The sequence below is a fragment of the Luteimonas marina genome (assembly GCF_007859325.1).
GTDB lineage: Bacteria > Pseudomonadota > Gammaproteobacteria > Xanthomonadales > Xanthomonadaceae > Luteimonas > Luteimonas marina.
On sequence record NZ_VOHK01000006.1, the window covers coordinates 208,758 to 227,686 of the forward strand.

Below are 18,929 nucleotides of genomic sequence, written 5' to 3' on the forward strand. Positions count from 1 at the left end.
CCGGGCGTCACGGTTCGCCGGGGTGGCAGGGAGGGCGTTCAGGCGCGCCCGCGGCGGGCGCCCGGGGCTTGGGCGAGACCATCCAAATGATTGATTTCCAAGAAATTAACAAGCCCGCCGCGCGACGCAACATTCAGATATGTCATCCCGAGCGCAGCGAGAGATCTGCTTTCCGTCCGGACAAGAGCAGATCTCTCGCTGCGCTCGAGATGACAGGCCCGATCCATGAGGTGCTTTGGCGGCTTCATAGCCCAGCCCGCCCCGACTGTGGAGCAGCTTCAGCCGCGATCGGGGCGTTCGGCGGACTGACCGGGTTGCCGCGCCCGCGGCAGGCGTCGTCGGGGCCAGCCCCGACCTACGGGTTGGATTCGAGGCTGCGGAGCAGCTCTTCTTCCTGGCGCTTGAGCTCGGCGGCGCGCTCGCGGGCGGCGCGCAGTTTCGCGGCCTCGCGCGAGGACACGCCCTGCAGCACGGTCTCGGCCTCCTGCCGGGCGAGCGACTCCTCCTCGGCGGCCTGGCGCAGGCGGGTGGCCTCCTCGGCCTGGATCTGGGCCTGGATGCGCAGGCGTTCGGCTTCCTGGCGCGCGCGCGCGGCCTCGCGGCGGCTGGCCTCGAGCAGCAGGTCGCTGCGCTCGCGGTCGAGGCGGTCGATGTCGCGCCGGGCGGCTTCGGTCCGGGCCGAGATCTCGGCGGTCTCGACCCGCCATTGCGCGACCTGCAGGATCGACGGGCGCTGGCGGCTGCGCCGCGACGCGTCCAGCGCCTCGACCGCCTGCCGCGCCTGCAGCCGCTCGAGCGAGGCGAGCCCGCCCAGCGAGGCGTCGGCGTCGAGGGCGACCAGGCGCTGGCTCAGCTGCGCCACGTCGGGATCGTCGGCGGCATGCGCCAGTGGCAGGGCCAGCAGCAGGGACAGGCAGGCGATAGTCCAGGAGCGGATGTTCATTGCGCGTCCTCCAGCCGCAGCCGCTGGCGCAGGTCGGCGATCTCCGCGCGCCGCTGTTCGAGCTCGGCGTTGGTCGCGGCCTCGCGGCTGCGGGCCAGCGCCAGCCCGGCCAGGGCGGCCGAGCGGTTGGCGAGGTCGCGCGCGTCGGCCTCGCGGCGTTCGGCCAGCGCGCCCTGCGCCTGCGTGAGCAGGCTGCGCGCGCGCGCCAGGTCCTCGGCGGCGTACTGGTCGGCATCGGCGTCGGCCGCGCGCGACACCGCCTGCTGGGCAGCGTTCAATTCGGCGGTCGGCGGCGGCAGGCTCGCGCAAGCCGTGAGCGCGAGCACGCATCCACAGATCAGTGCCTGCAGCGGGGTCCGGAAGTGTGCGAAGCTTGTCGCCATTGGGGGGCCGTGCCGTTTGCGGGTGCGCGGCCATTGTCGACAGCCTTCGCCGGATGCGCAACGCCCCCGGTGGGCCATTGGGGATTCGTACATGGACATCGGCTATTTCCTGAAGCTGATGACGGAAAAGAACGCGTCGGACATGTTCCTGACCACCGGCGCACCGGTCTACATCAAGGTCGAGGGCAAGCTGTACCCGCTCGGCAACACCGGCCTGCCGGCCGGCATGGTGAAGAAGATCGCCTATTCGCTGATGGACGAGGGCCAGGTGCCGCAGTTCGAGCGCGACCTGGAGCTGAACATGGCGATCTCGCTGCAGGACTCGGGGCGCTTCCGCGTCAACGTGTTCAAGCAGCGCGGCGAGGTCGGCATGGTGATCCGCGCGATCCGCAGCACCATCCCCAGCATCGAGGAGCTGCAACTGCCGCAGGTGCTCAAGGACATCATCATGGCGCCGCGCGGGCTGGTGCTGCTGGTCGGCTCCACCGGCTCGGGCAAGTCGACCTCGCTGGCATCGATGATCGACTACCGCAACACCACCACCTCGGGCCACATCCTCACCATCGAGGACCCGATCGAGTACCTGCACCGGCACAAGAAGTCGATCGTCAACCAGCGCGAGGTCGGCCTCGACACGCACGCCTTCCACAACGCGCTCAAGAACGCGATGCGCGAGGCGCCGGACGTGATCCTGATCGGCGAGATCCTCGACGCGACCACGATGGAGGCGGCGATCGCCTTCGCCGAGACCGGCCACCTGTGCCTGGCGACGCTGCACTCCAACAACGCCGACCAGACCATCGAGCGCATCCTCAACTTCTTCCCCGAGGCCGCGCACAAGAACGTGCTGATGAACCTGGCGCTGAACCTGCGCGCGGTGGTGTCGCAGCGCCTGGTGGTCGGCACCGACGGCCGCCGCATGCCGGCGACCGAGGTGCTGATCAACACGCCGATGATCCGCGACCTGCTGCGACGCGGCCAGGTGCACGAGATCAAGCAGGCGATGGAGGAGTCGCTGGAGGAAGGCATCGAGTCCTTCGACCAGTGCCTGTTCCGCCTGTACAAGGAAGGCCGGATCGAGCGCGAGACCGCGTTGCGCGCGGCCGATTCGCGCGAGGGCCTGGACCTCAAGTTCCGCCTGTCCGAGGGCGCGGACGGCGAGCACGATCCCTACGCGGACGTGTTCAGCGCCTCGTCCTGAGACCCGCCTGCGCGTTCCGGAGCGCGGTAGGTCGGGGCTACGGCCCCGACGCTCTCAACTCCGGTGTCGGCTGCGTCCGGCGTCGACCGCGTAGAGCCTGCCCCGTACCTGATACGGGGGCCGACCTACGCCATTCGATTTCCTGATCGCGAACGGGCATCACGCCTGCTGCGGTGCGTCCGGTTGGCGGTCCGGCGCGGCGTCGCGGAACGCCGGCAGCTCCAGGCAGGCCTGTTCGATCGCGCAGATCGTCGGCCAGCGTTCGATGTCCAGGCCGAAACGGCGCGCGTTGTAGATTTGCGGCACCAGGCAGCAGTCGGCGAGCGTCGGCAGGTGGCCGTCGCAGAACGTGCCGGTCGCGGGGTGGCCCTGCAGCAACGCCTCGAAGGCGTCGAAGCCTTCGCTGATCCAGTGCCGGGTCCAGACGTCGCGCTCGGGCTGCGGCACGTTCCATTCGCGGTCGAGGTAGCGCATCACCCGCAGGTTGTTGAGCGGGTGGATGTCGCTGGCGACGAGCTGCGCGAGCGAGCGCACGCGCTGGCGCTCGCGCGAGGTGGCCGGCAGCAGCGGCGGCGACGGCCACACCTCGTCGACGTATTCGAGGATCGCCAGCGATTGCCGGAACAGCCGCTGCCCGTGCTGCAGCACCGGCACCAGCTTCTGCGGGTTGGTCCGCGCGTAATCGGGCGCGAGCTGTTCGCCGCCGTCGCGCAGCAGGTGCACGGGCACGGTCTCGTAGCCCAACCCCTTGAGGTTGAGCCCGATGCGCACCCGGTAGGCCGCGCTCGATCGCCAGTAGGAATACAGTCGCAGTTCTTCGCCCACTCCGACGCCCCCTTGCTGTCGTCGTGATGGTCAACACGATATCTTGATTCGGCGCGCAGGATGCCGGTTCGCCATTCATCGCGACAGGCCGCCGTTCGTCCGCGACCCGGCCCCGGCAACCGCAATGCGACGGCTCCCCGCAGGACCGGCGCCCCCTCCACCGTCATCCCGGCGAAAGCCGGGATCCATCTTGATCTTGCCGTGGCTTTCACGGAAACGGGGAGCAAAGGCAACATGGATCCCGGCTTTCGCCGGGATGACGCCTTCAAGGATGCGGAATGACGCCTTCGAGGATGCGCGATGGCGTCTTCCCGGACGAGGCCCGCCCACGGTACAGGGACCGTGGACAGTCGCTCAGGCCGGCGGCGCCTGCCGCTCGATGCGCTGCTCGATGGCGCCGAAGATGCTGTTGCCGTCGCGGTCGAGCATCTCGATGCGCACCAGATCGCCGAAGGACATGAAGGGCGTTACCGGCTTGCCGGTCTCCAGCGTCTCCACGGTCCGCTTCTCGGCGAAGCAGGAGGCGCCCTTGGCCGTGTCCTCGTTGGCGATGGTGCCCGAGCCGACGATCGCGCCGGCCGAGAGCAGCCGCGTCTTCGCCGCGTGCGCCACCAGCTGGGCGAAGTCGAACTGCATGTCCACGCCCGCCTCGGGCGCGCCGAACCACTCGCCGTTGATATGGGTGACCAGAGGCAGGTGCAGCTTGTTGCCGCGCCAGGCGTCGCCGAGTTCGTCGGGCGTGACGAAGACCGGGCTCAGCGCCGAGCGCGGCTTGGACTGCAGGAAGCCGAAGCCCTTGGCCAGTTCGGCCGGGATCAGGTTGCGCAGGCTCACGTCGTTGACCAGGCCGACCAGTTGGATGTGCCCGGCCGCCTGCTCCGGCGTCACCGCCATTGGCACGTCGTCGGTCACGACCACGATCTCGGCCTCCAGGTCGATGCCGTAGTCCTCGCTGACCACCCTGACCGGATCGCGCGGGCCGAGGAAGCCGGCGCTGGTGGCCTGGTACATCAGCGGATCGGTATAGAAGCTCTCCGGCACCTCGGCACCACGCGCGCGGCGCACGCGCTCGACGTGCGGCAGGTAGGCGCTGCCGTCGACGAATTCGTAGGCGCGCGGCAGCGGCGCCGCCAGCGCGTTGAAGTCGAGGTCGAACACGCCGTCGGCGTCGCCGGCGTTCAACGAGGCGTACAGCGCGTTGAGCCTCGGCGCGGCGTTGCCCCAGTCCTCCAGCGCGCGCTGCAGCGTCGCTGCGATGCCGGTTGCGGGCACCGCACGCGACAGGTCGCGCGAGACCACGACCAGGCTGCCGTCGCGACCGCCTTCCTTCAGGGAACCGAGTTTCATGCCCGCTCCAGGCCCGGATTCAAGATTTCAATTGTAACCAGTTGCCGCGCTGCCGTTCGCAGATGGACAAGGTCAATCCTCGCCCTGGAAGGCGCCGGCGCGGTAGGTCAGCACCAGCGTATCGCGGTGGCCGGGGGCGTCCTGCGAAGCCGGCTGGATCGGCGTCGACTCGTGGATCATGCGCGCGTCGTCCAGGAACAGCAGCGACCACGGCTGCAGCAGGGTGAAACGCTGCCCGTCCGGACCCGCGGCCTGGAACACGCGCGTCTCGCCGCCCTTGATGTCGTGGCGCCCGATCAGGAGGACCGCGACGAAATCCACGCCGTCGCGGTGCGCGCCTTCCGGCGTCGGCCGGCCGATGCCGTCGGCGGTGTCGATGCGGAACTGGTGCGCCTCGACGTACCACGGCTGCGCGCCCTTGAGCGCCGAACACCACTGGCCGAGGCTGCGCAGCAGCACCGGCCAGGCCGGTGCCGCGATCGTATCCGGCGCGATCGGCTCGAACATGCGCTGCATGCCGCCGTGCAGGGCGTTGTAGTCGAGCGACTGCCAGTGCGCGCGGTGCGCTGCCTGCCGCACGTCGTCGCCGTCGACCACGAAGCACGAATGGCGCCGGCTGCGGTAGCGGCCGCCGTCCCTGAGCCAGGCATCGGGCGGCAGGTCGTTCCAGCTGCCTTCGAGGCGCCGCAGGTCGTCGATGCGCGCCTGCGCGAGGCCGGCGACGTCGTCGGCCGCCAGCACCGCGAAGCCGCGCGCGCGGATGTCGTCCAATGCCTGCGCGGCATCGGAACAGGGAGGGGGGAACGGGGCCGTCATCGGCGGATTCTAGCGTGCGCGGGGACGGCGCCGGTCGGGACGGATTGTCTGCAGGCCGGACGGCGGCGGCTTCGGTTGGCCCCCACCCCAGCCCTCCCCCGCAGGCGGGGGAGGGAGCCAAAAGCGGGGCGCAGGCCCCAAACGACAAGACCCGCCGATGGCGGGTCTTGGTCGTGCCGCGAATACCGCATGCGGCATTCGCGTTCTGGATTGGCAGCCCCGGATGGATTCGAACCACCGAATGCCTGAGTCAGAGTCAGGTGCCTTACCGCTTGGCGACGGGGCTATGCAACCGATTGTAACGCCACCGCGCTGCGGTGGCGTCGATGCCGCATTAACGCTTCGAGAACTGGGTGGCGCGGCGTGCCTTGTGCAGGCCGACCTTCTTGCGCTCGACCTCGCGCGCGTCGCGGGTCACGAACCCGGCCCTGCGCAGTTCGGTCTTCAGCGTCTCGTCGTACTCGACCAGCGCGCGGGCGATGCCCAGGCGGATGGCGCCGGCCTGGCCGGTGGTGCCGCCGCCGGTGGCGGTCACGACGATGTCGAAGCTCTCGGTGTTCTTGGTCAGCTCGAGCGGCTGGCGCACGATCATGCGCGCGGTCTCGCGGCCGAAGAACTCGTCCAGCGGACGGCCGTTGACGGTGATGTTGCCGCTGCCCTTGCGCAGGAACACGCGGGCGGTGGAGGACTTGCGACGGCCGGTGCCGTAGTTCTGGGTGGTAGCCATCGTTTAGATATCCAGGGGCTGGGGCTGCTGGGCGGCGTGCGGGTGCTCGGCACCCTTGTAGACCTTGAGCTTGCGGTACATGGCGCGACCGAGCGTGTTCTTCGGCAGCATGCCCTTGACCGCGATCTCGATCACGCGCTCCGGGTGGCGCTCCAGCGCCTGGGCCAGGGTCTCGGTCTTGAGGTTGCCGATGTGGCCGGTGAAGCGGTGGTACTTCTTGTCGGCCAGCTTGTTGCCGGTGACGGCGATCTTCTCGGCGTTGATCACGACCAGGTAGTCGCCGGTGTCGACGTGCGGGGTGTAGACCGGCTTGTGCTTGCCGCGCAGGCGGCGCGCGAGTTCGGAACTCAGGCGGCCCAGCGTCTTGCCGGTGGCGTCGACGAGATACCAGTCGCGCTGGACGGTCTCGGACTTTGCGGTGAAGGTCTTCATCAAAGGACTCCGGGCGGGGGTGCCTGGTCGGGCTGGTTCCGAAAGGCCGGAACGGCGCCACGCGCTGTGGATTGCGGAAAAAGAAGCGGGATTCTAGCGGGCATCGGGGCCGCGCGCAAGTCGCCCGGGCCCGCGCTGGCATCCCCGGCACCGACAGGCGAACATGCCCGTCCCGCCGAACCGCCGGTCCACCCGGGCCGGCGGCCACCCCGGAGAGCCAGGATGTCCGCTTCCCCCACCCCGCCGCTCCCGGTCGCCGTGCCCGCCGCGCCGCGGGCCGACGCGCGCCGTCTGCACCCGCTCGACCGCGTGCTGGTCGAGGCCCAGCGCGCCCTGGAGACCGTGTTCGGCAACCCGCCCGCCAGCCGCGCCAACCCCGCCGGGGACACGCCGGACATCGCACTCGACGAGACCGAGCGCCGCCACGCCGCCGGCCTGATGCGGATCAACCACGTCGGCGAGGTCTGCGCCCAGGGCCTGTACTTCGGCCAGGCCGCGGTCGCACGCGAAGACGCCACCCGCGAGCACCTGCTCGAAGCCGCGCAGGAGGAAACCGACCACCTGGCCTGGTGCGCCGATCGCCTGCGCGAGCTCGACTCCCGCCCCAGCCTGTTCAACCCGCTGTGGTACGGCGGCAGCTACGCCCTGGGCGTGCTGGCCGGCCTGCGCGGCGACGGCTGGAACCTCGGCTTCGTGGTCGAGACCGAGCGCCAGGTCGAGGCCCACCTCGACGAACACCTGCAGACCCTGCCCGCAGCCGACCAGCGCAGCCGCGAGATCCTGCGCCAGATGAAGGTGGACGAGGCCCGCCACGCCGACAGCGCGGAACTGGCCGGCGCCCGCATCCTGCCGCAGCCGGTGCCGACGCTGATGGCGGCGGCGTCGAGGGTGATGAAGGCCGTCGCGTACAGGCTGTAGCCTCCCGCATCGTCATCCAGGCTCCCCCGCACCGTCATCCCGGCGAAAGCCGGGATCCATTTGGCTTTTGCTTGCGCCAGTTCCGGTGTGCCGACGAGCGGAGTCGCGTCCGCAGGAAAAGCGAAAATGGATCCCGGCTTTCGCCGGGATGACGGCAGGTTTCCGGGCGCGAACCGCGCAACCCCGTCAGTCGACCAGGTTGCGCCCGTGGTACAGCTCCTCGATCTCGCGCTTGAGCCGCGCCTCGATCTTCATCCGCTCCTTGAACGAGAGGTTGCGCGCCTTCTCCTCGAACAGGTACTGGTCGAGGTCGAAGTCCTTCAGGTGCATCTTGGTGTGGAAGATGTTTTCCTGGTAGACGTTGACGTCGAGCATCTCGTAGCGCGCGCGGATGTTCTTGGCCAGGTAGTCCTGGATCGAGTTGATCTTGTGGTCGATGTAGTGCTTGCGGCCCTTGATGTCGCGGGTGAAGCCGCGCACGCGGTAGTCCATCACCACGATGTCCGATTCCAGGCTCTCGATCAGGTAGTTCAGCGCCTTCAGCGGCGAGATCACGCCGCAGGTGGAGACGTCGATGTCGGCGCGGAAGGTCGCGATGCCGTTGTCCGGATGGGTCTCCGGGTAGGTGTGGACGGTGATGTGCGACTTGTCCAGGTGGGCGACCACGGCGTCGGAGATGATCTCCTTGCCGGCGTCCTTCTTGTCGATCACCGGCTCCTCGGAGATCAGGATCGTCACCGACGCGCCCTGCGGGTCGTAGTCCTGGCGGGCGATGTTGAGGATGTTGGCGCCGATGATCTCGGCGACGTCGGTCAGGATCTGGGTCAGGCGGTCGGCGTCGTACTGCTCGTCGATGTACTCGATGTAGCGGCGTCGCTCGTCCTCCGACGCCGCGTAGCAGACGTCGTAGATGTTGAACGACAGCGACTTGGTGAGGTTGTTGAAGCCCTGGAGCTTCAGGCGAGGCAGCGGCTTGACCACGTCGATCGGTCCCCGGTCGGGCAGGCGAAGGGCGGAATTATGCGGCAAAGCCCGTGACAGTGGGGACACGGCGGTTTGCTCCCCGGGCACGGACGTCCTAATCTCCCCGCTTCCCCCGTTCCCCCCTTGATGAAGCCGAATCCCGTGGCCCTGATCAGCAGCTACCGCCGCCCTGCCCATCCGATGGCGCCGTCCGCGGCCACCATCGAGCGCTTCCTCGCCCACTGCCACCGCCGGCGCTACCCGCCGCGCACGGAAGTGTTCCGCCCCGGCGACCCCGCGGGCACGCTGTATTTCGTCATCAGCGGCTCGGTCAGCATCATCACCGAGGAGGACGACGGCCGCGAGCTGGTGCTGGGCTACTTCGGCAACGGCGAGTTCGTGGGCGAGATGGGGCTGTTCATCGAGTCCGACGTGCGCGAGGTGATCCTGCGCACCCGCACCCAGTGCGAGCTGGCCGAGATCAGCTACGAGCGGCTGTACCAGCTGTTCGACGGCTCGCTGGCCAACGACGCCACCTCGATCATGTACGCGATCGGCGCGCAGCTGTCGCGGCGCCTGCTCGACACCAGCCGCAAGGCCGGACGCCTGGCCTTCCTCGACGTCACCGACCGCATCACCCGCACCCTGCACGACCTGACCCGCGAACCCGAGGCGATGAGCCATCCGCAGGGCACCCAACTGCGCGTGTCGCGGCAGGAGCTGGCGCGGCTGGTCGGCTGCTCGCGCGAGATGGCCGGCCGCGTGCTGAAGAAGCTGCAGGCCGACGGCAAGCTGCACGCGCGCGGCAAGACCATCGTGCTCTACGGGACGCGATGAGCGTCGGCCACTTCGGGCCCGGCGCCGGCCTGCCGGACGCCGACCTGCGCAGCGCCAGCCTGATCGACGCCGACGACGTCGCCACCCTGCTGTCCGAACTCGGCTATCCCTGCGACCTGGACGACGCCGCGCGCCGGATCCGCGCGATCGGCGACAACGACCGCCAGGCGCTGGTGGTGGCGCGCGTGGGCGGCGTGGTGTCGGGCCTGGTCGCGCTGGACTTCATGTACTACCTGCCGCTGGACACCACGACCTGCCGCATCACCGCGCTGGTGGTCACCTCGTCCGCACGCGGACAGGGCCTGGGCCGGCAGCTGCTGCGCGAAGCCGAGCGCCGCGCCCGAACCGGCGGCGCGGCACGGCTGGAGCTGAGCAGCGGCTCCCAGCGCACCGACGCGCACGCCTTCTACAAGGCCTGCGGCTTCAGCGACGGCACCGTGCGCTTCATCAAGCGGCTGGGTGACGCGTAGGGTCGGGAGTCGAGGGACCGGGGACCGGAAGGAGCGTTGCGATTCCACCTGTCATTTCGAGCGCAGCGAGAAATCTTCTTTCGGACAGGCGATGCATGCGGAAAGAAGATTTCTCGCTGCACTCGAAATGACAGGTGATCGACCCGACAACGGGCCACCGGCCCGCCGGACGCGTTACCGCTCCGCCGCCACCGCCTCCCCGCCGCGGTCCCGGCAGCCCCAGTTGAGGATCGGCGTGCCCGCCGGCAGCACGCGCCGGAACAGGTCGATGCTGCCGTGCTTGGGATTGACCACCACCGGCGCCTTTGCCGCCTTGAGCAGCGGCAGGTCGGCGCTGGAGTCGGAATAGGCGATGGCGATGTCGCCGTAGCCGCGCTCGCGCAGCATCCGCATCTTCTCCTCTGCGTGGCAGTGGCGCGTCGCCACCACTGCGCCCAGCCGCGGGCCGACCGCGGTGCCGATCACCGGCACGCTCTCGTGCGCGACGAAGGCGAGGATCGCGCGCGCCAGCTCGGGCGGCGCGCCGGTGGCGATCACCACCCGGTCGCCGGCCTCGCGGTGGCGGTGCAGCACGTCCAGCGCCAGCGGCAGCAGGCGGGCGCGGATCGCGGCGTCGTGGGTGGCCACGTAGCGATCGATCGCATCGTCCAGCGTGCGCCGGCGCGGCATGCCGACGGTGCCGATCCAGACGAATCCGGAAATGCCCCAGCGGCGCGTGCGCAGGAAGGCGACCATCGGGCCGAACACCGGCGCCGCCAGCAGCGCCAGCGCGGTCCGCCACCAACTGCGCCGGATCAGCCAGGCGAACAGGTGGCTGCCCGAATCGCCGTCGTACAGGGTGTGGTCGAAATCGAAGACCACCAGCGGGGCGTCGTCGCGCGGCGTCGGCACTGCGCTCATGCCGGGAAGAACAGCCGCTGCAGCGCCGCGCCCGGGTCGGGTTCGCGCATGAAGGCCTCGCCGACGAGGAAGGCGTCGACGCCGGCGGCGCGCATCTTCGCCACGTCGCCGGCGGCGTGGATGCCGCTCTCGGTGACCAGGCGGCGGTCGCGCGGCACCGCATCACGCAGCGACAGGGTGGTGTCGAGCGAGACCTCGAAGCTGCGCAGGCTGCGGTTGTTGACGCCCAGCAGCGGCGCCGGCACCTGGATCGCGCGCTCGAGTTCGTCGATGTCGTGCACCTCGACCAGCACGTCGAGGCCCAGCTGCAGCGCGGTGCCGGACAGCTCGGCGAGCTGGTCGTCCGACAGCGCCGCGACGATCAGCAGGACGCAGTCGGCGCCGAGCGCGCGCGCCTCGTGCACCTGGTACGGATCGATGGTGAAGTCCTTGCGCAGCACCGGCAGCGCGCAGGCGGCGCGCGCCTGCTGCAGGTAGGCATCGGCGCCCTGGAAGAAGTCGACGTCGGTCAGCACCGACAGGCAGGCCGCGCCGCCGGCCTCGTAGCTGCGCGCGATCTGCGCCGGATGGAAGTCGGGGCGGATCACGCCCTTCGACGGACTCGCCTTCTTGACCTCGGCGATCACCGCCGGCGCGCCGGACGCGATCTTTGCCTCGATCGCGGCGGCGAAACCGCGCGCCGGCGGCATGTCGGCGGCCAGCGCGCGCATCTCGGCCAGCGGCCGCGCCGCCGCGCGGGCGGCGACTTCCTCGACCTTGCGCGCGAGGATCTTCTGCAGGATGTCGTCCTTGCGCGGCAGCGCTGGACGCAGGAGGTGGTTCACGGGCTTGCTTCCTCTTCGTTGCGGGCGGGCGGCAGCTCGGGCAGGTCCTCGCCCGCGCGCCAGCCATCGCGTTCCATCCGCTCCAGCATCGCCTCGACGCGGTCGCGCGCGTCGCGGTCGAAGATCGGCAGCACGACCAGGTCGCCGGCGCGGGCCCAGGCCAGCGCGCGCCGCGCCGCCTGCACCTCGTCGAGTTCGACCTCCACGGCGCGCGGGTCCATGCCGAGCCGGAGCAGTTCGTCGCGCATGATCGCAGGGATGTCCTCGCGCGCGCGACCCCGCAGGTAGCCGTCGGCGCTCTTGAGCACGACCAGCGCCGGCGAAAACGCCGCCGCGGTGGCCGCGACCGCGCGCAGGTCCTCGTCCTCGCGATTGCCGGCGTGGCCGACGACGACGGCCAGGCGGCCCCCGCCCGCACCGGCCCCGACCGCCTGCAGCAGGCCGCGCAGGCCGTCCGGGTTGTGCGCGTAGTCGACCACCACGTCGACGCCGCCCAGCCGCCAGCGCTGCAGACGGCCGGGATTGTCCCCGCGCGAGGCGCCGAAGCGGGCCAGCACGCCGGCGATGGTGTCCACCGGAATCCCGAGCGCGGTCGCCGCCAGCGCGGCGCCGGCGAGGTTGGACAGGTTGTAGCCGGCGCGGCCGCCGAGCGCGAGCGGCAGGTCGGTGATCGCACCGAGGTCGTGCTTCGCACCATCGACGTGCAGGCGCAGGCGGCCGTCGGCGACGCCGCAGGTCGCGCCGCCGCGGGCGCGATGCGCGGCGAGCACGGGATGCGCATCGTCGAGCGAGAACCAGCCCAGGCGCTGCCCGGCGAAGCGGTCGGCGTGGCGGCGCAGCACCGCGTCGTCGGCGTTGAGCACCAGCAGCCCGTCGCCGGCGACCGCCCGCGCGACGGTCAGCTTGACCGTCGCCAGGTCGTCGAGGTCGTGGACGCCGTATTCGCCGAAGTGGTCGACGCTGATGTTGGTGACCAGGGCCACGTCCGCGCGGCACAGCGCCAGCCCGCGCCGCAGCAGGCCGCCGCGCGCGGTCTCGAGGATCGCGGCCCGTGCCTCCGGGCGCCGCAGCGCGGTGCGCGCGCCGCCCGGCCCGGAAAAGTCGCCCGCCTCCAGCGCGGCGCCGTCGAGATAGACGCCGTCGGTGCTGCTGTAGGCCGTCGGCCAGCCGTGGGCGCGGCACATCGCCGCGAGCAGGCGCACGCTGGTGGTCTTGCCGTTGGAGCCGGTGACCAGCGCGACCGGGATCGCGCGCAGCGCGTCCCAGGGCACCGCGTCCGGCGCGGGCAGCGCGTCGATCGGCCAGGTGCGCCCGTGCGCGCCGGCGCCGAGGGAGGCCTCGTCGTCGTCGGCCAGCAGCGGGACGCCGCGCGCATCGGCCGCCTGCGCCAGCGCGAGCAGCGCCGGATTGGCCTCGGCATCGGCGCGCACGCGCAGCAATCGCAGCGCTTCGTCGCGCGGCAGGCTGGCGGCGTGCGGCGGCGGCGGTTCGCCGTCGTCGCCAGGGGCTTCGGCGTCCGGCGCGCGCAGGCCGAGCGCGTCGTACCAGGCCCATTCGTTGACTTCGGCGGCGGTGTAGAGCCGATCCATCGGCGCGGCGAAGGCCAGCGACACGCCGCTGCGGTGGCGGCGCGCGATGATGTCGCCGACGGGCCAATCGAGCGCAGAGCGCGCGGCCTGGACGTTGTCGCGCCAGCGCGCGAGCGCGGCCTCGTCGAAGGCGACGCCGGGCGCGGACTCCAGCCCAGCGCCGGGGCCGGCGAAGTAGACGTTGCAGCCGGTCAGGCGGCGCGATTCTTCGAAGGGTTCTTGCGGCATGCGTCGAAAAGGTCGGCTGATGTGGCGCGGAGGCCCCTGGTCCGTCATCCCCGCGCAGGCGGGGATCCAGGGGCTTTCATGGTCTGCGCGAAGGGCGCCCCCACCCCAGCCCTCCCCCGCGAGCGGGGGAGGGAGCAGTGCGAAGCGCGGTGGTCGAGACAGATGACTGAAGCATCATGGCTAGTCGCTTTCTTCGCGCTCGAACACCAGCCCGCGCTCATCACGGACCACGCCGGTCATTGCTGCGACCGCGGCCTCGTCGGCGCTCAGGGCCGACTCCAGCGACGGCAGTTCGACCTTGCGGGCCGAGCGCGGCGCGGCGCCCTCGGGCGCGAACTTGGTGATCTGCTTCCAGGTGCGCGCGAGCGCATCGGCGAACACCACCAGCAAGTCGCCGGGCTGACCCATGCGCAGCGCTGCATCCACCGCTTCCTGTTCGTCGGCGATGACGGTGATCGCGTCCTTGCCGATGCCCTTGTCCTCCAGCGCCCGGGCGATGATGCGCGGCACCTCGTCGCCGTCGCGCCCGCGCAGGCTGTCGTCGCGCTTGACCACGTAGTGGTCGAAGCGCCCGGCGACGGCCTCGGCGATCGCGACGATGTCCTCGTCGCGGCGGTCGCCGGGCGCGGCCACGGCGACGATGCGCCGGCCGGTCACCTCCAGCCGCTGCGCGAGGTCGGCCATCACGCCCACCGCGTGCGCGTTGTGCGCGTAGTCCATCACCACCTTGAACGGATGCTCGTCGAATACGTTCATGCGGCCCGGCGCCTGGAAGAACGTGGTGTCGAAGGTGCGCAGTCCCTGGCGGATCGCATCGAGCTTGATCCCGAGCGAGAACGCCAGCGCCGCGGCGAACATCGCGTTCTGCACGTTGTGCAGCGCGCGGCCCTCGAGCGTGGCCGGGATCAGGTGGGTCCACATCAGCGGGATGTGGCCGCCCTTGTCGTAGAGCGTGATCATGTGGCCGTTGACGCCCGCCTCCAGCGCGCAGGCGCGGCCACCGGCGCGGATGTGCTCGCGCACCAGCGCGTGCGAGGGGTTCATGGTCACGTAGCAGACGGTCTTCGCATCGGTGTAGGCCGACATCTTCAGCACGTTGGGATCGTCGGCGTTGAGCACCGCGCAGTCCTTCGCCACCTCGACCACGATGCGCTTGATCTCGGCCAGCTGTTCCAGCGTGTCGATGCCCTTGAGGCCGAGGTGGTCGGCGGCGACGTTGAGCACCGCACCCACGTCCACTTCCGGCACGCCCATGCCGGCGCGCAGCAGGCCGCCGCGCGCGGTTTCCAGCACCGCCATGTCGATGTGCGGGTCGGACAGCACCATCCGCGCCGACACCGGCCCGGTCATGTCGCCCTCGACCGTGCGCTGGCCGTCGATGTAGACGCCGTCGGTGCTGGTCAGACCCGGCGTGTAGCCGGCCATCTTGGCCACGTGCGCGAGCATGCGCGAGGTGGTGGTCTTGCCGTTGGTGCCGGTGATCGCGGCGATCGGCACGCGCGAGGGCGTGCCGGGCGGGAACAGCATGTCGATCACCGGGCCGGCGGCGTCGCGCGGCGTGCCCTCGCTGGGCGCGACGTGCATGCGGAAGCCGGGCGCGGCGTTGACCTCGCAGATCGCGCCGCCGATCGACTTGTAGCTCTCGGCGATGTTGGGGGTGATGAAGTCCACGCCGCCGACGTCGAGGCCGATCGCGCGCACCGCGCGCACGGCCATGTCGCGGTTGTCGGGATGGATGACGTCGGTGACGTCGGTGGCGGTGCCGCCGGTCGAAAGATTCGCCGTCGAGCGCAGGAATACCACCTCGCCGTCCTTCAGCACGCTGCCCTCGTCGTAGCCGACGCGCTCCATCATCAGGTTGGCCTCGCGATCGAGCTCCAGGCGCGTGAGCACCTTCTCGTGGCCGACGCCGCGGCGCGGGTCCTGGTTCACCACCTCGACCAACTGCGCGATCGTGCTGCGGCCGTCGCCGACGACGTGGCCGGGCGTGCGCCGCGTCGCCGCGACCAGTTCGCCGTTGATGACCAGCAAACGATGGTCGTCGCCGGGCTGGAAGGTCTCGACGATCACCGAGCGCGAATGCTCGCGCGCGGCGTCGAACGCGGCGCGGATCTCGTCGTCGCCGCTGATGTTGATGGTGATGCCGCGGCCGTGGTTGCCGTTGTAGGGTTTGAGCACCACCGGCCCGCCCAGACGGCGCGCGGCCTTGAGCGCGTCGGTCTGGCTGGAGACCAGTTGCTGGCGCGGCACCGGCAGGCCGAGCGAGGCGAGGATCTTGTTGGTCTCCTCCTTGTCGCTGGCGAGCTCGACCGAGATGTACGGCGTGCGCCCGGTGATCGTGGCCTGGATGCGCTGCTGGTAGCGGCCGTGGCCGAACTGCACCAGCGACTGGTTGTTGAGCCGCAGCCACGGGATGCCGCGCTCCACCGCCGCGCGCACCAGCGAGGCGGTCGACGGCCCGAGCGCGCGGCGCTGGGCGTAGCGGATGAAGTCGTCGCGCGCTTCCTCCCAGTGCCAGTCGTCGGGCACGCCGCCCTCGGGGCGGATCTCGGCGGGCAGCAGCGAGGACAGCAGCTTCAGCGCCAGCTCGCCGGCGGCGATGCCCTCCTCGCGCTGGGCGTATTCGTAGACGACGGTGTACACGCCCGGGCGGTCGTCGCCGACGCTCCGGGTGCGGCCGAAGGTCACGTCCTCGCCGGCGACGTTCTGCAGTTCGATCGCGACGTGCTCCAGCACGTGGCCCAGCCAGGTGCCCTCGCCCTCGCGCATGCGGCGGATGAAGCCGCCCGGCGTCTTGTACGAGCAGCCGTGCTCGGCCAGCCCGGGCAGGGCCGCGACCAGGCCGTCGACGAAGGCCGGGCCGAGCCGGCCGGTCGGCCACTGCTCCAGCGCCTCGAGGTCCAGCAGCAGCCGGATCACCGGGAAATGCGCGTACTGCGAAGGGCCGACGTAGACGTTGCGTTCGAGGATGCGCATGGGATTGCCCCGGATCAGGTTTTCGTGATGGCGAGGCGGCCCGCGGCCGCCTGCCGGGTGTGCAGGTTGAAGGTAGCGCCGGCGACCAGGATGTGCACGCGCAGGCCGAGCAGGCAGACCGGATCGTCCTCGCCGGCGCGGTCCATCGACGAGAAGGTCAGCTCGCTGGCGTCGACGATCGTCACCGAGCCGCTGCCCTCCACCTCCAGGGTGTCGTCCGGGCCGATGAAGGCGGCGGTGTCCTCGTCCAGGCCGATGCCGATCGCGAACGGGTTGTAGGCCAGCGCCGCGACCAGGCGGCCGAGGCGGTCGCGCTGGCGGAAGTGCTGGTCAATGACGAAGCGGTTGGTCAGGCCCAGGCCCGGCGCCAGGCGCACGCTGCCGGCGGTCGGCGAGGAACCTTCCCGGCCGAAGGCGATCATGTGCTCGCTGAGGATGCTGGCGCCGGCGCTGGTGCCGCCGACGGTCACGCCGCGCGCGTTGAGGCTGCGCACCAGCTTGGCGACCGGGGTGCCGCCGAGCAGGGTCGACAGCCGCAGCTGGTTGCCGCCGGTGAAGAACACGCCGGTGGCGTCCTCGATGCGGTCGAGCCGGTTCTGCTCCTGCGCGTCGCGCCGGGTGTCGAAGTCCAGCACCGTCGCCTCGCGCGCACCGAGCTCGGGGAACAGCCGCTCGTACTGGGTACCGGTCTCGATCAGCTTGCTGGCGGTCGGGATGACGACGATGCGCGCGTCCTTGCCGCCGCACAGGTCGACGAAGCGCTTGAGAACCTTCGGATCGGCCTCCTTGTCCTCCGCCCCGCCGATGGGGACGATCCAGCCCCGTTGCTCACCGTCGGGGGTCTTGCTGGGCATCAAGCATGTTCCTGGCAGATCCTGATGCGCGACAAAATATCACGCGGGCGCATCGGTCCGCCCGGGGCCGTCGCCCGCGTCCCAGCCGTAGGCGCGCTCCACCCGGGCGATCCGCAGCTCGAAATGCCGGTACCAGGCCGCGCGCCCGCGTTCGCGCGTCGCGGCGTGTTCGGCGTGGCGGCGCCAGGCGCGGATGGCGTCCTCGCTCTCCCAGTAGGAGACGGTGATGCCGAAGCCGTCGGCGCCGCGGGCCGATTCGACGCCGAGGAAGCCGGGCTGCTCCCGGGCCAGCTCGACCATGCGCTGCGCGGCCTCGCCGTAGCCGGCCTCGTCGGCGCCGGTGCGGACCGAGCTGAAGACCACCGCGTAGTACGGCGGGGGCGGCAGTGTCGCGAACGCTTCGGAGTCCATGCGGGAGCCTCGGGCGGGCGGCGCCCAATTTTCGCAGGGATCGGGCGGGATTGCGCGGCGGCGTGAATCCTGACCGGTCGGCGCCCGCTTTGATCGTCGTCCCCGCGAAGGCGGGGATCCAGCGTCTTGTGCCCTGATTTCCGGAACGGAAGACACTGGGTCCCCGCCTTCGCGGGGATGACGGATTTGCATGGGCCCATCGCCCTCAGGCCGTGGCCTCCTGCGCGAGTCGCCGGGTGCCGGCCACGAAGGCCTCCAGCTTCGCCATCGCCGCACCGGACGCGACCGCGGCGCGCGCACGCGCGATGCCGTCGCCGATCGAGTCGGCCACGCCGGCCACGTACAGCGCCGCGCCGGCGTTGAGCACCACGATCTCCAGCGGCAGCCCTGCCTCGCCGCGCAGTGCGCCGAGCAGCATCGCCTTCGATTCGGCCGGGTCGGCCACGCGCAGGTTGCGGCTGGCCGCCATCGCGATCCCGAAGTCCTCCGGATGGATCTCGTACTCGCGCACCTGGCCGTCGCACAGCTCGCCGACCATCGTCGCCGCGCCGAGCGAGATCTCGTCCATGCCGTCGCGCCCCCACACCACCAGCGCGCGCTCGGTGCCGAGTTCCTGCAGCACGCGCACCTGGATGCCGACCAGGTCGGGATGGAACACGCCCATCAGCACCGCCGGCGCGTTCGCCGGGTTGGTCAGCGGGCCGAGGATGTTGAAGATCGTGCGCACGCCCATCTCGCGCCGCACCGGCGCCACCGCCTTCATCGCCGGGTGGTGGATCGGCGCGAACATGAAGCCGACGCCGGTCTGGTCGATGCTGCGCGCCACCTGTTCCGGCGACAGCTCGATCGCGGCGCCCAGCGCCTCCAGCGCATCGGCGCTGCCGGACTTCGACGACACGCTGCGGTTGCCGTGCTTGGCCACGCGCGCGCCGGCCGCCGCGGCGACGAACATGCTCGCGGTCGAAATGTTGAACGTGTGCGAGCCGTCGCCCCCGGTGCCGACGATGTCGACCAGGTGGCGGCGGTCGGGCACGTCGACGGTGCGCGAGAGCTCGCGCATCACCTTGGCCGCGGCCGCGATCTCGTCGACGGTTTCCTTCTTGACCCGCAGGCCGGTGAGGATCGCCGCGGTCATCACCGGCGAGACCTCGCCGCGCATGATCTGCCGCATCAGCGAGATCATCTCGTCATGGAAGATCTCGCGGTGTTCGATGGTGCGCTGGAGGGCTTCTTGGGGGGTGATGGTCATGGTGGGGTCGTGATTCGTGATTCGTGGTTCGTGGAA

The 18,929-nt window shown here is 70.7% G+C and carries 19 protein-coding genes and 1 tRNA gene; 4 read left to right on the forward strand and 16 right to left on the reverse strand.

Annotated features, from left to right (window positions below):
* Nucleotides 1-355: 355 nt before the first annotated feature.
* Together FQY83_RS14815 and FQY83_RS14820 are read right to left on the reverse strand one after the other, a co-directional pair.
* Entirely contained in the window at nucleotides 356-943 is a 588-nt protein-coding gene (locus FQY83_RS14815) for a hypothetical protein (RefSeq protein ID WP_146388752.1), read from the reverse strand.
* On the reverse strand, nucleotides 940-1,221 hold the full coding sequence (locus FQY83_RS14820; RefSeq protein ID WP_238333512.1) for a DUF4398 domain-containing protein: 282 nt from the start codon (nucleotides 1,219-1,221) through the stop codon (nucleotides 940-942). The genes FQY83_RS14815 and FQY83_RS14820 overlap by 4 nt, the downstream gene beginning before the upstream one ends.
* A 196-nt stretch (nucleotides 1,222-1,417) precedes the next feature.
* Between FQY83_RS14820 and FQY83_RS14825 the strand changes: the two genes are divergently transcribed.
* Nucleotides 1,418-2,527 carry a PilT/PilU family type 4a pilus ATPase gene (locus FQY83_RS14825; RefSeq protein ID WP_146388754.1) on the forward strand — a complete coding sequence of 370 codons (1,110 nt, stop codon included), beginning with the start codon at nucleotides 1,418-1,420 and terminating at the stop codon, nucleotides 2,525-2,527.
* Nucleotides 2,528-2,686: 159 nt separating this feature from the next.
* Here the strand turns inward: FQY83_RS14825 and maiA are convergent, their stop codons facing one another.
* The 6 genes from maiA to rplM all read right to left on the reverse strand — a co-directional run bounded on the left by maiA (nucleotide 2,687) and on the right by rplM (nucleotide 6,674).
* Entirely contained in the window at nucleotides 2,687-3,352 is a 666-nt protein-coding gene (maiA, locus tag FQY83_RS14830) for a maleylacetoacetate isomerase (RefSeq protein ID WP_146388755.1), read from the reverse strand.
* 354 nt (nucleotides 3,353-3,706) lie between these two features.
* Nucleotides 3,707-4,699: a fumarylacetoacetate hydrolase family protein gene (locus tag FQY83_RS14835; protein ID WP_146388756.1), complete on the reverse strand. Its 993-nt coding sequence runs from the start codon at nucleotides 4,697-4,699 to the stop codon at nucleotides 3,707-3,709.
* 72 nt (nucleotides 4,700-4,771) lie between these two features.
* Complete coding sequence (locus FQY83_RS14840) at nucleotides 4,772-5,515, reverse strand: 2OG-Fe dioxygenase family protein (protein WP_146388757.1); 744 nt, start codon at nucleotides 5,513-5,515, stop codon at nucleotides 4,772-4,774.
* A gap of 211 nt (nucleotides 5,516-5,726) precedes the next feature.
* A tRNA-Gln gene (locus tag FQY83_RS14845) sits at nucleotides 5,727-5,801 on the reverse strand.
* 48 nt (nucleotides 5,802-5,849) lie between these two features.
* The gene (gene rpsI, locus FQY83_RS14850) at nucleotides 5,850-6,242 is read right to left on the reverse strand and encodes a 30S ribosomal protein S9 (RefSeq protein WP_146388758.1); all 393 of its coding nucleotides are present in this window, start codon (nucleotides 6,240-6,242) and stop codon (nucleotides 5,850-5,852) included.
* A gap of 3 nt (nucleotides 6,243-6,245) precedes the next feature.
* Nucleotides 6,246-6,674, reverse strand: a complete 429-nt coding sequence (rplM, locus tag FQY83_RS14855) for a 50S ribosomal protein L13 (protein WP_146388759.1) — start codon at nucleotides 6,672-6,674, stop codon at nucleotides 6,246-6,248.
* Between the two features lie 222 nt (nucleotides 6,675-6,896).
* Between rplM and coq7 the strand changes: the two genes are divergently transcribed.
* Nucleotides 6,897-7,592, forward strand: a complete 696-nt coding sequence (gene coq7, locus FQY83_RS14860; RefSeq protein WP_146388760.1) for a 2-polyprenyl-3-methyl-6-methoxy-1,4-benzoquinone monooxygenase — start codon at nucleotides 6,897-6,899, stop codon at nucleotides 7,590-7,592.
* Between the two features lie 186 nt (nucleotides 7,593-7,778).
* Here coq7 and speD read toward each other — a convergent pair whose 3' ends face one another.
* On the reverse strand, nucleotides 7,779-8,573 hold the full coding sequence (speD, locus tag FQY83_RS14865) for an adenosylmethionine decarboxylase (RefSeq protein ID WP_146388761.1): 795 nt from the start codon (nucleotides 8,571-8,573) through the stop codon (nucleotides 7,779-7,781).
* A 183-nt stretch (nucleotides 8,574-8,756) separates the two neighbouring features.
* Between speD and crp the strand changes: the two genes are divergently transcribed.
* Both crp and FQY83_RS14875 read left to right on the forward strand, forming a co-directional pair.
* Entirely contained in the window at nucleotides 8,757-9,392 is a 636-nt protein-coding gene (crp, locus tag FQY83_RS14870; protein WP_238333518.1) for a cAMP-activated global transcriptional regulator CRP, read from the forward strand.
* The gene (locus tag FQY83_RS14875; protein WP_146388763.1) at nucleotides 9,389-9,862 is read left to right on the forward strand and encodes a GNAT family N-acetyltransferase; all 474 of its coding nucleotides are present in this window, start codon (nucleotides 9,389-9,391) and stop codon (nucleotides 9,860-9,862) included. The genes crp and FQY83_RS14875 overlap by 4 nt, the downstream gene beginning before the upstream one ends.
* Nucleotides 9,863-10,036: 174 nt before the next feature.
* Here FQY83_RS14875 and FQY83_RS14880 read toward each other — a convergent pair whose 3' ends face one another.
* The 7 genes from FQY83_RS14880 to trpD form a co-directional block, all read right to left on the reverse strand.
* On the reverse strand, nucleotides 10,037-10,762 hold the full coding sequence (locus FQY83_RS14880) for an HAD-IB family phosphatase (protein ID WP_146388764.1): 726 nt from the start codon (nucleotides 10,760-10,762) through the stop codon (nucleotides 10,037-10,039).
* The gene (gene trpC, locus FQY83_RS14885; RefSeq protein ID WP_425478667.1) at nucleotides 10,759-11,586 is read right to left on the reverse strand and encodes an indole-3-glycerol phosphate synthase TrpC; all 828 of its coding nucleotides are present in this window, start codon (nucleotides 11,584-11,586) and stop codon (nucleotides 10,759-10,761) included. Before trpC ends, FQY83_RS14880 begins: the two co-directional genes overlap by 4 nt.
* Nucleotides 11,583-13,403, reverse strand: a complete 1,821-nt coding sequence (locus tag FQY83_RS14890; RefSeq protein WP_146388765.1) for a Mur ligase family protein — start codon at nucleotides 13,401-13,403, stop codon at nucleotides 11,583-11,585. The genes trpC and FQY83_RS14890 overlap by 4 nt, the downstream gene beginning before the upstream one ends.
* A gap of 180 nt (nucleotides 13,404-13,583) precedes the next feature.
* Nucleotides 13,584-16,379: a cyanophycin synthetase gene (cphA, locus tag FQY83_RS14895; protein ID WP_146388766.1), complete on the reverse strand. Its 2,796-nt coding sequence runs from the start codon at nucleotides 16,377-16,379 to the stop codon at nucleotides 13,584-13,586.
* 14 nt (nucleotides 16,380-16,393) lie between these two features.
* Nucleotides 16,394-17,233: a cyanophycinase gene (locus tag FQY83_RS14900; protein WP_146388767.1), complete on the reverse strand. Its 840-nt coding sequence runs from the start codon at nucleotides 17,231-17,233 to the stop codon at nucleotides 16,394-16,396.
* Nucleotides 17,234-17,272: 39 nt separating this feature from the next.
* Nucleotides 17,273-17,644 carry an antibiotic biosynthesis monooxygenase family protein gene (locus FQY83_RS14905; RefSeq protein ID WP_146388768.1) on the reverse strand — a complete coding sequence of 124 codons (372 nt, stop codon included), beginning with the start codon at nucleotides 17,642-17,644 and terminating at the stop codon, nucleotides 17,273-17,275.
* A gap of 205 nt (nucleotides 17,645-17,849) precedes the next feature.
* The gene (gene trpD / locus FQY83_RS14910; protein WP_146388769.1) at nucleotides 17,850-18,893 is read right to left on the reverse strand and encodes an anthranilate phosphoribosyltransferase; all 1,044 of its coding nucleotides are present in this window, start codon (nucleotides 18,891-18,893) and stop codon (nucleotides 17,850-17,852) included.
* Between the last annotated feature and the right edge of the window lie 36 nt (nucleotides 18,894-18,929).

Bases quoted from the DNA above. Each gene is read 5' to 3' on its own strand.
- FQY83_RS14890 (WP_146388765.1), bottom strand. From the start codon at position 13,403: ATGCCGCAAGAACCCTTCGAAGAATCGCGCCGCCTGACCGGCTGCAAC.
- crp (WP_238333518.1), top strand. From the start codon at position 8,757: ATGGCGCCGTCCGCGGCCACCATCGAGCGCTTCCTCGCCCACTGCCAC.
- FQY83_RS14900 (WP_146388767.1), bottom strand. From the start codon at position 17,233: ATGCCCAGCAAGACCCCCGACGGTGAGCAACGGGGCTGGATCGTCCCC.
- FQY83_RS14840 (WP_146388757.1), bottom strand. From the start codon at position 5,515: ATGACGGCCCCGTTCCCCCCTCCCTGTTCCGATGCCGCGCAGGCATTG.
- rplM (WP_146388759.1), bottom strand. From the start codon at position 6,674: ATGAAGACCTTCACCGCAAAGTCCGAGACCGTCCAGCGCGACTGGTAT.
- coq7 (WP_146388760.1), top strand. From the start codon at position 6,897: ATGTCCGCTTCCCCCACCCCGCCGCTCCCGGTCGCCGTGCCCGCCGCG.
- cphA (WP_146388766.1), bottom strand. From the start codon at position 16,379: ATGCGCATCCTCGAACGCAACGTCTACGTCGGCCCTTCGCAGTACGCG.
- FQY83_RS14905 (WP_146388768.1), bottom strand. From the start codon at position 17,644: ATGGACTCCGAAGCGTTCGCGACACTGCCGCCCCCGCCGTACTACGCG.
- FQY83_RS14835 (WP_146388756.1), bottom strand. From the start codon at position 4,699: ATGAAACTCGGTTCCCTGAAGGAAGGCGGTCGCGACGGCAGCCTGGTC.
- FQY83_RS14880 (WP_146388764.1), bottom strand. From the start codon at position 10,762: ATGAGCGCAGTGCCGACGCCGCGCGACGACGCCCCGCTGGTGGTCTTC.
- FQY83_RS14875 (WP_146388763.1), top strand. From the start codon at position 9,389: ATGAGCGTCGGCCACTTCGGGCCCGGCGCCGGCCTGCCGGACGCCGAC.
- FQY83_RS14815 (WP_146388752.1), bottom strand. From the start codon at position 943: ATGAACATCCGCTCCTGGACTATCGCCTGCCTGTCCCTGCTGCTGGCC.
- FQY83_RS14825 (WP_146388754.1), top strand. From the start codon at position 1,418: ATGGACATCGGCTATTTCCTGAAGCTGATGACGGAAAAGAACGCGTCG.
- rpsI (WP_146388758.1), bottom strand. From the start codon at position 6,242: ATGGCTACCACCCAGAACTACGGCACCGGCCGTCGCAAGTCCTCCACC.
- trpD (WP_146388769.1), bottom strand. From the start codon at position 18,893: ATGACCATCACCCCCCAAGAAGCCCTCCAGCGCACCATCGAACACCGC.